This window comes from Mesorhizobium sp. B2-6-4 (assembly GCF_006441495.1).
Lineage (GTDB): Bacteria > Pseudomonadota > Alphaproteobacteria > Rhizobiales > Rhizobiaceae > Mesorhizobium.
This window is the reverse complement of record NZ_VFUE01000007.1, coordinates 53879-66365: the sequence shown is the minus strand read 5'-3', so window position 1 is coordinate 66365 and position 12487 is coordinate 53879. Positions and strand designations below refer to the sequence as shown.

The 12487-nt window shown below is 63.3% G+C and carries 12 protein-coding genes; 9 read left to right on the top strand and 3 right to left on the bottom strand.

The window, feature by feature from the left end:
- Positions 1–63: 63 nt before the first annotated feature.
- Positions 64–1155, bottom strand: a complete 1092-nt coding sequence (locus FJ426_RS11415; RefSeq protein WP_140561432.1) for a hypothetical protein — start codon at positions 1153–1155, stop codon at positions 64–66.
- Between the two features lie 102 nt (positions 1156–1257).
- Between FJ426_RS11415 and FJ426_RS11410 the strand changes: the two genes are divergently transcribed.
- The 5 genes from FJ426_RS11410 to FJ426_RS11390 all read left to right on the top strand — a co-directional run bounded on the left by FJ426_RS11410 (position 1258) and on the right by FJ426_RS11390 (position 4357).
- On the top strand, positions 1258–1695 hold the full coding sequence (locus FJ426_RS11410; RefSeq protein WP_140524937.1) for a DsrE family protein: 438 nt from the start codon (positions 1258–1260) through the stop codon (positions 1693–1695).
- A 69-nt stretch (positions 1696–1764) separates the two neighbouring features.
- The gene (locus FJ426_RS11405) at positions 1765–2556 is read left to right on the top strand and encodes an SDR family oxidoreductase (protein WP_140496082.1); all 792 of its coding nucleotides are present in this window, start codon (positions 1765–1767) and stop codon (positions 2554–2556) included.
- Positions 2557–2619: 63 nt separating this feature from the next.
- Positions 2620–2928: a putative quinol monooxygenase gene (locus tag FJ426_RS11400; RefSeq protein WP_140496083.1), complete on the top strand. Its 309-nt coding sequence runs from the start codon at positions 2620–2622 to the stop codon at positions 2926–2928.
- Positions 2929–2933: 5 nt separating this feature from the next.
- On the top strand, positions 2934–3191 hold the full coding sequence (locus FJ426_RS11395) for a type II toxin-antitoxin system prevent-host-death family antitoxin (RefSeq protein WP_140496084.1): 258 nt from the start codon (positions 2934–2936) through the stop codon (positions 3189–3191).
- Between the two features lie 62 nt (positions 3192–3253).
- Positions 3254–4357: an AbrB family transcriptional regulator gene (locus FJ426_RS11390; protein ID WP_140496085.1), complete on the top strand. Its 1104-nt coding sequence runs from the start codon at positions 3254–3256 to the stop codon at positions 4355–4357.
- Between the two features lie 40 nt (positions 4358–4397).
- On the opposite strand, the gene FJ426_RS11385 is transcribed toward FJ426_RS11390, so the two are convergent.
- Positions 4398–5474: a siderophore-interacting protein gene (locus FJ426_RS11385; RefSeq protein WP_140496086.1), complete on the bottom strand. Its 1077-nt coding sequence runs from the start codon at positions 5472–5474 to the stop codon at positions 4398–4400.
- Between the two features lie 541 nt (positions 5475–6015).
- Between FJ426_RS11385 and leuA the strand changes: the two genes are divergently transcribed.
- From leuA to FJ426_RS11360, 4 genes are all read left to right on the top strand, one after another.
- Positions 6016–7752 carry a 2-isopropylmalate synthase gene (leuA, locus tag FJ426_RS11375; protein WP_140561435.1) on the top strand — a complete coding sequence of 579 codons (1737 nt, stop codon included), beginning with the start codon at positions 6016–6018 and terminating at the stop codon, positions 7750–7752.
- Positions 7753–7934: 182 nt separating this feature from the next.
- The gene (locus tag FJ426_RS11370) at positions 7935–9707 is read left to right on the top strand and encodes a hypothetical protein (RefSeq protein ID WP_140496088.1); all 1773 of its coding nucleotides are present in this window, start codon (positions 7935–7937) and stop codon (positions 9705–9707) included.
- A 329-nt stretch (positions 9708–10036) separates the two neighbouring features.
- Entirely contained in the window at positions 10037–10840 is an 804-nt protein-coding gene (locus FJ426_RS11365) for an alpha/beta fold hydrolase (RefSeq protein WP_140518309.1), read from the top strand.
- A gap of 110 nt (positions 10841–10950) precedes the next feature.
- On the top strand, positions 10951–11568 hold the full coding sequence (locus FJ426_RS11360; RefSeq protein ID WP_140496090.1) for a hypothetical protein: 618 nt from the start codon (positions 10951–10953) through the stop codon (positions 11566–11568).
- Here FJ426_RS11360 and FJ426_RS11355 read toward each other — a convergent pair.
- Positions 11552–12475 (bottom strand): metallophosphoesterase, encoded by a 924-nt coding sequence (locus tag FJ426_RS11355; RefSeq protein ID WP_140524942.1) that lies wholly within the window; start codon positions 12473–12475, stop codon positions 11552–11554. The two genes, FJ426_RS11360 and FJ426_RS11355, sit on opposite strands and share 17 nt — an antisense overlap.
- Between the last annotated feature and the right edge of the window lie 12 nt (positions 12476–12487).

The window sequence follows — 12487 nt, the reverse complement described above, 5'->3', positions numbered from 1 at the left end:
GCTATCCTCAAATGAGATATAGCAAAGATATATCCCTTCGCGCTGACCTAAACAGGGCTCCGCTCAAGGCGCGCAAGCCGATTGCGGCATCGGTTCCAGCCGGTAGATCTTATCGTCCGACTTCGTCTTGCCGTCGGCTGCCTGTGAACAGAAATCGACGATCGCCAGGCTGTTGTTGGGATTGGCCAGCATCATCATGCCATTGGCGCCGCGCTTGAGGAAAATCTCCTTCTGCGTGATATCGCAGGAGAAATCGCTCATCTTCGAACTCGCCGCGCAGCGCCACTGGTCGGCCTCGCCCTGGCAGGAATAGACCTGCGTGACCTTGCCCGACTGTTGCCGCGTCGTGACCGAAACGGCGATGTCGGCGCCGTCAGGCCAATTGGCAAGGTCGCCGCCCGCCGCGAATGAAGCCAGTTCGACCGGCCCACGGAACACGCGGATCGACTGCGTCAGTTGGTCGGGATGCGAACCGAAATGCGCGGCATCGTAGTCGCGTCCGTAGCAGAAGGCCTGGTCGGGCTTCAGCCGGTCGCGCAGCGGCGGACCCATCGCTGGGTCGATCGGGTCGATGCGGGCGAACTCCGCCTTGCAGGTCGCTGCCGGCATCGGGTCGAGACGGAAATTGTCGTCCCGCGACCCCAGCGCCTGCCTGTTGTATTCAGTCGTGCCGAGTTCCTCCTCGGAACCGGCATCGAGATAGACATCGGGCTGCAGGTCCGAAAGGATCAGCCGGCCCTTGTGGTCGACTTTCAGCGACGCCAGCGTGCGGTCGCATTCCATGCCGCAATGGATCAGGTTTGATGCGCCATCCTCGGATTGGTGACTACACCAGCCGCCGGCCCATTCCGGAGCCTTGGCGCCACGCACCGTGGTGGTGACGAAGCCATTGTAGGACGTGCCGGCATTCGCGGCCGGTTCCTCGTTCGGCCTGCTGACCGGATCATGGCCGTAGTAGAAGAAGATCCGGGCCACCTTCTGCTCCGGATGCGCCTTGAGGTGGTTGGCATCGTAGATGCGGCCGAAACAGGCGTCCTGACCGTTGGGACTGAGTTCGGTGAGCTTGGCCGCCTCGTCGGCGAAAGCCGTCGCGCCCAGCAGGCTCAACAAGGCCGCTCCGGACAGGACGCTTGCCAGTTTCTGTTCGAACGCCATGTGACCCTCCGCATCGGCAGGACGCGACGCCGATTTATGCTACACTCGGCGTCGCGGCCACGCAATTCGCGGCCATCTGTCAACCCGGGGGGAACCATCGCCATGCGTCGACGCGACATGTTCCGCGCGATTCTCGTCGGAGCCGGCACGCTGATTGGACTGCGGGTGGCGCAAGCCGCGGCCACCGAGGCCACGAGATTGAAGGTCGCCTATCATCTCAGTGACCTCGACAAGGTCAATTTCGTGCTGGGCAACATCAAGAACCATTACGAAGGCACCGGCGGCAATGTCGATATCGCGCTGGTCGTCCATGGTCCGGCTCTTGCCGGTTTCAAGTCGAAGGGCATATCGGCGGCGATCTCCGGTCGTTTCACCGGTCTCGTCCAGCAAGGGCTCGATCCGCATGCCTGCGCTAACACCATGCACGGCATGGATATTTCGCTCGCCGACCTGCTCGACGGTTTTCACGCGGCCGACAGCGGCGGCGTCGTCAAGCTCGCCGAGCTGCAAAGCCAGGGCTATGCCTATCTCAGGCCTTGAAGCCGCATGGACTGAATGCAAGGGTGGCAAGACCCCGCGAAGAACCGCGAAAATCCCGGAGGAACGACAGTGCCAGCGACGACCACTCCCCTCGGGCTTGTCATTCCCGATCTCGCCGGCAAGGCGGTGCTGGTCACCGGCGCCTCGACCGGCATCGGCGCGGCGCTCGCCTTGGCTTATGCGGCGCAGAAATGTCTGGTCGCACTGCACTACAATTCCAGCCGTGACGCCGCCGAGAAGCTTGGCGAGGCCATTCGCGACAGTGGCGGCGAGGTGCTTCTCGTCCAGGGCGACTTTTCGCTGGCCGCCGATGTCGAGCGTGTCGTCGAGGACAGCGCGCAACATTTCGGCCGCCTCGACGGGCTGGTCAACAATGCCGGCGGCATGCTCGGCCGCGTGCCCTACGCCGAGCAGACAGAGGCGCATTACGACGCGGTGATGGATCTCAACGCGCGTTCGGTGCTGACCGCCTCGCGCAAGGCGATGCCGTGGCTGAAGAGACAAGGCGGCTTCATCGTCAACACCTCCTCGATCGCCGCCCGCAACGGCGCCGGCGGTGGCGCCGGGCTTTACGGCTCGGCCAAGGCTTTCGTCTCCAACGTCACGCGCGGCATGGCCAAGGAACTGATCGGCTTCGGCATTCGCGTCAACGCGGTGGCACCCGGCACCATTCTCACGCCGTTCCACGAACGCTACTCGACCGAAGAGCAGATCAGGGGCATGGTTGCCACCATTCCGCAGGGGCGCGCCGGCACGGCTGAAGATTGCGTCGGTGCTTATCTGTTCCTCTCCTCCGATCTGTTGAGCGGCTACATCACCGGCCAGGTGATCGAGGTGAATGGTGGCCAGTTGATGCCTTGAGCCGCGACCTGCATACTGACGAACGGTATACTCTTGTCGAAAACGCTGAAGGGAGACGAAGGGATGTACGGTCTGATCGGCAAGATGCGGGCGGCCCGCGGCCAGCGCGACGCTGTCATGGACGTCCTGCGCGCCAGCACCGGCGCCCTGCCCGGCTGCCTGAGCTATATCGTTGCCACCGACCCGGCCGATGCCGATGCCATCTGGGTCACAGAAGTGTGGACTGACCAGGCAAGCCACAAAGCCTCGCTGCAGCTTCCCGAAGTCCAGGCGGCCATCGCCAAGGCGAGGCCCTTCATCGCCGGCTTCGAGTTCCAGGTGGAAACCAACCCCGTCGGCGGCTTTGGATTGGCTGACGACAAGACGGGCTGATCCGGGTGGACGACTCGACGCAGATCGTAAACATTAGCGATGCGAAGGCCAATCTTTCACGTCTCGTTCAGCGAGCCGCCAACGGCGAACCTTTCATTATCGCCAAGGCTGGCAAGTCATTGGTCAAGGTCATTCCTATGGATCAATCGGTGCCGGTACAATCGCGACGGGTTGGCTTTATGGCTGGTCAGTTTTCGGTGTCCGACCGTTTCGATCGCATGAGCGGTGGAGAAATCGAGCAACTGTTCGGCACAGACATCTGAGGCGATCGCTTTTCGATGCAGCGGGGGTTCGCATCCCTTACCGCTCAGTCTAAGACCAGAACATGGATTCCTCGCCCAAGCAGCCGTCTCCTGGCCAGCCGGCCGTCGAGCGCATGGCGCGCATGCGCAAGCCTTGGCAATGGCTGGCCCTCCTCGTCATTTCCGTGCTGTTTGCCGGTGCGCTCGAACTGGCCGCGCTGCCGGCGGCGCTGCTCATCGGGCCGATGCTGGCGGCTATCGTCGCCGGCACCAACGGCGCTACCGTGCGCGTGCCGCGGCTTCTGTTCGGCTCCGCCCAGGCGATCGTCGGCTGCCTCATCGCCGCTTCGATCTCGGCCGACATTTTTCGCGTCTTCTATGCCGAATGGCCGCTGTTCCTCGGCGCAGTGACAGCCACCGTCACGGCGTCCAGCCTGCTCGGCTGGCTGATCAGCCGGTGGCGCATCCTGCCCGGCACGACCGCCGTCTGGGGATCCTCCCCAGGCGCCGCCACCGCAATGGTGCTGATGGCCGGCGCCTTCGGCGCCGACCAGCGCCTCGTCGCCTTCATGCAGTATCTGCGTGTCATCTTCGTCTCGATGACGGCGGCCATTGTCGCCAAGATGTGGGTCGACACGTCAGGCGTCGAAATCCCGCCGATTATCTGGTTTCCGCCGATCGATGCCCAAGCCTTAGCAGCAACCATTGGCATCGCGCTGGTCGGCGGGCTGGCGGGAAGGCTTTGCCGGTTGCCTTCGCCCTCCTTTCTGGGCACCTTCATCTTCGGCGCGGTGATCCACCTTGGCCTCGGCGTGCCGATGCAATTGCCGCCTTGGCTGCTGGCTGTCAGTTACGCCATGGTCGGATGGTCGATCGGGCTGAACTTCACAAGGCCGATCCTGCGCCATGCGACACGTGCCCTGCCGCAGATCGTCGCTTCGATCGTGGCTCTGATCGCCTTTTGCGGCGGCCTCGCCTTCATGATCAGCCATCTGCTCGGCATCGATCCGCTGACCGCCTATCTCGCGACCAGCCCCGGCGGCATGGACAGCGTCGCCATCATCGCCGCCGCCGCCCAGAACGTCGACATCTCCTTCATCATGGCGCTCCAGTCGGCGCGTTTCCTGATCGTGCTGCTTGTTGGCCCGAGCATCGCGCGGCTGGTAGCGCGCGCGGTGAAGGAATAGGCTGCTCCGCCCCGGCTGCCGGCATACTTATGGATCGATCCTAATCCTCGTCGTCGCCCTCGGCCTGCGCGTCGCGACGCCAATAGGCCGTTACCAGGTGCCGGTCGCGGCCCAGGCCCCACTCCTTGCGCACGATCTTGCGGATCTCGCGGAAGTCGGTGAACTCGCATCCGGCCCAGACGTAGAGGCTATCGGCAAGCGCCATGTGGCTGCGCTCGCGCAGGGCGGCCGCCAGCAGGCCGGCGGTGCCGGCCGCGCGGTCGTGCCGGTAAAGCCAGGTGATTTCGATGTTGTCGCCTTGCGCCAGCGCGATGCGGTCGTCCGGGCCATCGACCTCGATGAGCGCCTCGACGCGGGTTGACGGCCGCAGTTCCTCCAGAATCCGGCCAATTGCCGGCAGCGCTGTGTCGTCGCCGACCAGCAGCAGGGTCGGCGCCGTCGGCGTCTCGCCGCCGCTTGGCCCGATCATGCCGATGACGTCTCCCGCCACCGCGTTCTGCGCGAATGTGGCGGCGGGCGTGTCATAGCCGGGGTGCAGCACGAAATCGACATCGAGCCAACCGCTTGTCGGATCCACCGCCCGGATCGTGTAGATGCGCACGGTGAGCGCATCCTCACCGGCAGGCCACACAAGCAGGCCGTCGGCGCCCATCGAGGGCCAAACGGGCGGCCTGCCCCGCGGCGGCAGCAGCAGCCGGATGTGCAGGCCGCCATGAGTAAACCGGCCAAGATCATCGCCTGCAAAGCGCAGGCGCTGCATATGCGGAGAAATCCGCGTTGACGACACAACCGTGATTTCGCGGAAGAAGAGTGGGGTGCCGGTGTCGCTGCCGTCGCCTTGCCAGCGCAGTCCGCTCGTCGTTCCAAGGTGCTGCGCGACGTGGCCGGCGACCGTCATCTTCATGTAGGACAGGCAGGTTTCGTCTACGGCCGAGACGCGGATCAGCATGGAGTCGCCCTCGAGTGCCGCGCTCAGCGAACCGTAGTACAGGCGAAGTTCCCATCGATCGGCAACACCGGTCTCGACCTCGAATTCGCTGTGCTCGGTGCGCAGCCGGTCCATCACCGACCTGATCGCCGCATCGCTGATCCGGGTTTGCGCTCGCAGTTGGTCCATCGTTCGCGTCTTTCGAAACGGTTTGAAGCAATCGGCCGCAGGAGGGCCGCGCCGGCAGCGGCATGCCATAGACGTTCCGAAGTTTCCACAGAAACTTGAATACATAGGTCATCTTATATATTGAACCGCTACGTCCCGTTGGCGGCCAGGTCCGGCCTCGGCCTGTTGGAAGGGCACGCACGTCGGCGACGACGTCAGACGGAACGTGGCCCGGCACGCGCCCGACTGTCGGCATGGCTTTCGGTACGGCTTGCCTCCGGCTGGCCGCTCCTGTATGAAAACCGCCATGAACACGCGCGCCACCACCGCTTCCCGTCAGACCGGCTTTGCCGGCGAGACCGTGCGCGCGCTTGCCTCGACGCTGCTTCTTCTCGGCCTTATCGGCGATCGCCGGGTTCGCTGAAGGAGCGCCCGGCGGTCGAGCCGCCGCGCAAGCGCATGCTCCTTGGCAGTCACATCAAGCGAACGAAAAACTGGTAAAGGCGCCACTCGCCACCCATCCGCCTGAAGGCGGATTCGAGGGTCGCCGGGAGAAACGACGATGAACGCACGAGAAGAAATCCGCGTAAGCGAGGCCCCGGCGGGCCAGCAGAACGGCGGCATGCCGGACGCCGCCCGCAAGTACCAACCCTACCCAATCGTCGGCCTCACCGACCGGACCTGGCCCTCGAAAGTGATCGACAAGACGCCAATCTGGTGCTCGGTCGACCTGCGCGACGGCAACCAGGCGCTGATCGACCCGATGGGCCACGAACGCAAGGCGCGCATGTTCGCGCTGCTGCTCGACATGGGTTTCAAGGAGATCGAGATCGGTTTCCCTTCGGCCTCGCAGACCGATTTCGACTTCGCCCGCTGGTGCATCGAAGAGGGCAGCGTACCGGCCGACGTTTCGCTGCAGGTGCTGGTGCAGTGCCGGCCCGAACTGATCACCCGCACCTTCGAAGCGCTCAGAGGCGCCACCAACCCGATCGTGCATTTCTACAATTCGACCAGCGAGTTGCAGCGCCGCGTCGTCTTCGAGAAGGACGTTGCCGGCATCAAGCGCATCGCCACCGATGCCGCCAAGATGATCACCGACATGGCAGCGAGTTCCGGCGGCGGCTACCGTTTCGAATACTCGCCCGAAAGCTTCACCGGCACCGAGCTCGAAGTCGCGCTGGAGATCTGCAACGCGGTCACCGAGATCGTGAAGCCGACGCCTGACAACAAACTCATCATCAACCTGCCGTCGACCGTCGAGATGTCGACGCCCAATATCTATGCCGACCGCATCGAGTGGATGTGCCGCAATCTCGACAGGCGCGAGAACCTGATCATTTCGCTGCACCCGCATAATGACCGTGGCACCGGCGTCGCCACCACCGAGCTCGGCCTGATGGCCGGCGCCGATCGCGTCGAAGGCACGCTGTTCGGCAATGGCGAGCGCACCGGCAATGTCGACATCGTCACGCTGGCGCTCAACATGTACACGCAAGGCGTCGATCCGAAGCTGGACTGCTCCGACATCAACCGGATGAAGGATGTCTACGAATATTCGAACCAGCTGAAGATTCCCGAGCGCCATCCCTATGTGGGCGAACTCGTCTACACCGCCTTTTCCGGCTCGCACCAGGATGCCATCAACAAGGGTATGAAGGCGCTGAAGAAGGCCAACACGCCAGTGTGGGAGGTTCCCTATCTGCCGATTGACCCGGCCGACGTCGGCCGCAGCTACGAAGCCATCATCCGCATCAACTCGCAGTCCGGCAAGGGCGGCATCGCCTATGTGCTGCAGGCGGATTACGGGCTCAACCTGCCGCGCAACCTGCAGATCGAGTTTAGCCAGGCAATCCAGGCGATCACCGATGCCGAAGGCAAGGAAGTGCCGGCCAGGCGCATCTATGAGCGCTTCCTCGATACCTATGTCGACCAGCCGGGCGCCAGGCTGAAATTCCTCGATCACCACACCTATCCGGACACCGAGGTAAAGGGCCGGCGCGTTGTCGAGGCGGTCATTATCGACGACGGCAAGGAGATGACGATATCAGGCACAGGCACAGGCCCGATCGACGGCTTCGTCGATGCGCTGTCGCGCCATGTCGGCGTCGATATGTCGGTGCTCGACTATTCCGAGCACTCGATGCAGCGCGGTTCGAACGCCTCGGCCATTTCCTATGTCGAGATGGAACATCCTGACGGCAAGCTGTTCGGCGCAGGCATCAACACCAACATCGTCGCTGCCTCGCTGGAGGCCGTGGTGTCCGCCGCCAACCGGATTATCGGCAAAAGAGCCGGTTGATACAGGCCTGGAACGAATTCGGGACCATCGTCGTTTAGCGATTGGTCCCGACTTTTGTGTCATTAACCACCGGGAAATTATCCGGTGTGGTACGCGATCGCATAATACGTGTATGCTTGTACGGTGGTGCGGCAACGATATGATCGCGCCTCAACCTGTGCCGACTTCGAGAGGATCGACACTTGCAGCATGCCACGCCTGCCGCCCCCGCAGTGCGCGAGACACTGGAGCGACTGCTTGCCAGCGAAACGTTCGGGAGATCCGAGCGCGCGCGCAAATTGCTTCGCTATCTCGTCGAGCGCGAGCAGGCCGGGGAAGCCGACAGGCTCAAGGGCTTTTCCATCGCCATGGATGTTTTCGGCAAGGACGGCGATTTCGATCCGTCCACCGATGCCGTCGTGCGGGTGCAGGCGGGCCGCCTGCGCGAACTGCTGCAACATTATTTCGCCAATGAAGGCATTGCCGAGCCGGTCCGCATAGCCATTCCGCGCGGCGGTTACGTCCCGGCCTACGAACTCAATGCCATCCGCCTGCCGCAAGCAGCGGAAGCCGCCAGTCACGCAGAGCCGACAGCCAGCCTGCCCGAACAGTCCGGTGCCGCCGATGATGCCGCACCCATGGCGGCCTTGCTCGGCCAGGTTCCTGCGGCGGGCCTCTCGGTGACGCGCCATCTCAGGTTCTTCTGGATCGCGATCGCCGTGGTTATCGCCATGTTGGGCGTTCTGATCCTGCGCCAGGGCGGCGGTGCCTTGCTGGCGGGAGGCGACATCCCGGCAACGTCCGAGACCGCCGGCGAAACCGGCAGCATCACGCCGTCGCCCATGGTCGAAGCGCTGCCGCTCGTCTACATCGCCCTCAGGGCCAACACTCCCAATGCCAGTCGCGTCGCCGCATCGCTGCGTGCCGGCCTGAGCGGCTTTGATACGATCGACTTCATCGGTCGCAACACCGACAAAGCCGATCCGGTCGCCGATGCGACGAGTTTCATTTTCGATATCCTGCCTGGACCAGACGCGGGCGACGTTACCATCGAACTGCAAAGCTTGGCGTCCGGACGGGTGCTGTTGTCGCGCAACCTGACCGCCGCCGACAGCGCACCAACCGTAGTCGAGGATCGCATATCCGGCATTCTCAGTGCGGCACTTCCCGCTTCTGGCACCATCTACAATTACATCGAGCAGTCCGGCGCGGAGACCGGCCTGACGCAGTGCCTGCTGCTCAACGACAAATACTATCTCGACCAGAACGCCAGGACTCACGAGACCGCCTATCGTTGCCTCGAAGCCCTTGCCAACAGTGGCGCGAAATCGTCACTGGTTTATTCGGAACTCGCCTCATTGCATTTGGAGGCTGTGACCGACCACTACGCCTATCCGCCGGACGCAACGATCGAGAAGGCGATGACGTTTGCCCATCGCGCCGTGCAGATGGGGCCGACCAGCCCGTACGCACATCGCTCCTACGGCTACATCAATTCGCGCCTCGGCAATGCCGACGAGGCCCTGCGATGGATGCGGAAGGCCCATGATCTTAACCCCTACGATCTCGCCATGGCCGCCGCCTATGGCTACGGGCTGGTTTTCGCCGGCCGGTACGCCGAAGGAACACCTCTTCTGGCGCATGCCGTGGATGCCTCGAGCGGCCACCCGACCTGGTGGGACTTTGGGCTTTTCGCCGGAGAATTAATGCTGGGCGATACCAGCAAGGCAGCGATAGCCAGCAGCGCTCTGAGAACCACTGCGGCGAAATCGCACTATCTCGCCGCCCGTCTGATCGGCGCCAAGATCGCCGGTCGGGACAACCAGGCACGCAGGCTGCTTGATGAGCTGATAACCGAATTTCCGAAATTCGCCGCCAATCCGCGCGCAACCTTCATCGACAGAAAATATCCCGCCGATCTGACCGAGCGGCTGGTCGACGCCTTGCGTGCCGCCGGGCTCTTCAACGCGAGCTAGATGTGAGCCATTCCAGGGCAGCTAGTGCCGGGTTCCCTTCCGGAGTTGCGTGAAAATGAGGACTTCAAGCGGACAGCGAGTCCATCGAATAATGAAAGGCCCAAAAGCGTTTCGCGTCGAAACGGATTCATGCGACACGCCTTAGGTCTTTTTGCTCGTGCGTGTCGTTCGCCCAAATCGAGGTCGCTTTTGGGAGCGGCATCCACCAGCAGCCGGCTCGCTGTTCGGCCAATCGCCTAATCGCGAAAATTTTACTGGCGAACGCTCTGGACTAGGAGCAATTCAGCCACATTTCCATCGCGCCTTCTCGAATAAAGCCTCAATCTTTCATGACTTCATCACTTTATGCCGACGAACGGGGTGTGGGTTCGAAGACCATCGTCCTGCTGCATGGTTTTGGCGGCAGCCACGATGTCTGGCGCGAGGTGATCTCCTTGCTGCCGCCTTCCGTACGCACATTGGCCTATGATCTGCCGGGACACGGCCTGTCGCTCGACTTTCCGTCGGCCGGACCGGCCAAGGTCGCGGCAAACGCCATCCTTGCCGACCTCTCCGCACGCGCGATCAAGCGCGTCCACCTCGTCGGCCATTCGATGGGCGGCGCGGTTGCAGCGCTGATGGCGTTGGCGGAGCCGGCAAAAGTCGCCTCGCTGACGCTCCTGGCGCCGGGCGGTTTTGGCCCCGAAATCAATGGACCGTTGTTGCGCCGCTTTGCCCGCGCGCAGGACCTGGCCGAAGTCCAGGCCTGCCTCGCCGAAATGTCCGGCCCTCGAGCCGCGCCCTCGCGTCGCATGGCCGAATTGCTGTGCGAAATGCGCGGCCGCCCCGGACAAACCGAAAAGCTCGTCGAGATCGCGGCCGCCATGACCAGGAGCGATCGACAGGGCGTCATCCCGCGCGAGCGGCTCGATGCGCTGAACATGCCGGTGATGGTGGCGTGGGGATCGGATGACGCCGTTCTACCCTTTACCCAAGTGGATGACCCACCGGAGCGCTTCCATGTGCACCATGTGCTGGAGGCCGGCCATATGCTGGCCGAGGAAGCGCCCGACCTGATCGCCGAGATCATTCGCCGCAACAGCAATCGCCGCGTCGGGCCGCAACGGGTGAAACTGTCCGCCGCGGCCAGCTGACTTCTTCCGTCTGCGCCGCCAACGGCGACCCTTGATGCATTGATCTCGCCAGTGCATTTTGCCGGCGGCTGTGTTAACTCCATGTTAACCAAACCCGCGAGGCCACGCCCATGAAGGATGCAGGCGAAAAGATCATCGACCCGTCGAGAAAATTGTCCGATGCCATTCGCGATGTAAAGAATGCCTTTGCCGATCGCGACGACGTCGTCGTCGACATGCGCGAGGCGCATCGCATGCGGCTCGACCTTCTTGCCACCGAACTCGCGCCCGTTTTTGCCGACGTTCCCGCCGACATGGACAGTTTCGACTTCGTCGTCTCGTCCGGTCTGCAGCCGCGCCTGTGGATCGACGCCGTCAGCCATGTCGCCATGGGGCGCGACCGCCGCACCTACCGTTTCCTGAAGGACACCCGCATCGGCCGTGTGGTGCTGGCCGAATCGAGCGAGATGAAGCCGGTTGCCGATTCCGTGACGCGCTATGTCGCCGAGCGGATCGTCGAACGTCAGAGAATGATGGAGGGTGGCGTCGAGGCTGCCGTTCCCGGGATGAAGCGGCACGTGGTGCCGGAAGCCGAGCCGCCTTTGCGATCGCCACCGCGCAGCAAGGGCTGGTCGGCCGTCCTGTCCGGCCTTGGCCTGATCGCCGCAGGCGCGCTGGTGGGACTGGCGGTTTCGATCGTGCTGTTCTGGGACCGTATCGTGGCGCTGGGGCTCAGCTTGCGGCCATAGCCGGTTGCGCCCCGAGCTCGAGCGTCTGCAGATCCGAAGGTGGTATCGCCGGCCCCGTCAAGCCGCGCCGCGTCAGGCGGATGCGCCAATCGCCTTTTTCACCGTCTATGTCGAACAGATTGTACTGCGCCGCCGGAGGCTTGCCGCCGGGAGCCTGGCCGGCCGCGGCGACGCCAACCACCGGGACCTTGGAGTCGCGCGGGCCGATCTGAAACAGCGACGGCAGATGTGAATGGCCATGCAGGACGAGCTCGGCACCGTGCCGGCGAATGATTTTGTGGAAGCGGGCGATGCCGAACAGCCGCTTGTGCTGCGGGACGGCGCCCCGCACCGGCGGATGATGGATCATGATCGCACGGAACAATCCTTGCTTCGCCGTCGCATCGAGTATTTTGCGCAGCCGCTCGGCCTGGCCTTCCATGAAGAAGCCGTTGGCCATGAAGGGTGCCGTGGCACGCGCCGTGGTGATGCCGATCAACGCGACATTGCCGCGCACGCGCAGATAGGGAAACGAATTGCGATCGACCGGACTGTTGACGCCGTCGCCCGTCATCCATGCCGCCCAGGACCGGCACACCTTGTCGAAGGCGCCAGGCACATAGGCGTCATGATTTCCCGGCACCACCGACACGTCATGCGGCGAGCCGAGCGTCTCCAGCCAGTGCTTGGCCATCTCGATCTCGCCATCGAGCGCCAGGTTGACGAGATCCCCGGTAACCGCGAGGTGATCGGGCGCGCTGGCCTTGATATCGGCCACGATGGTGTCGATCACCGCATCGTGCATGTGCCGGCGGCGGTTGCGCTGCCAGTTGACGTAGCCCAGCACCCGCTTGGAGGCGAGATCGCGATAGGTTACTTCAGGGAGTGGCCCCAAATGGATATCGGAAATATGTGCGAGCCTGAACATTTCTCTTTCATA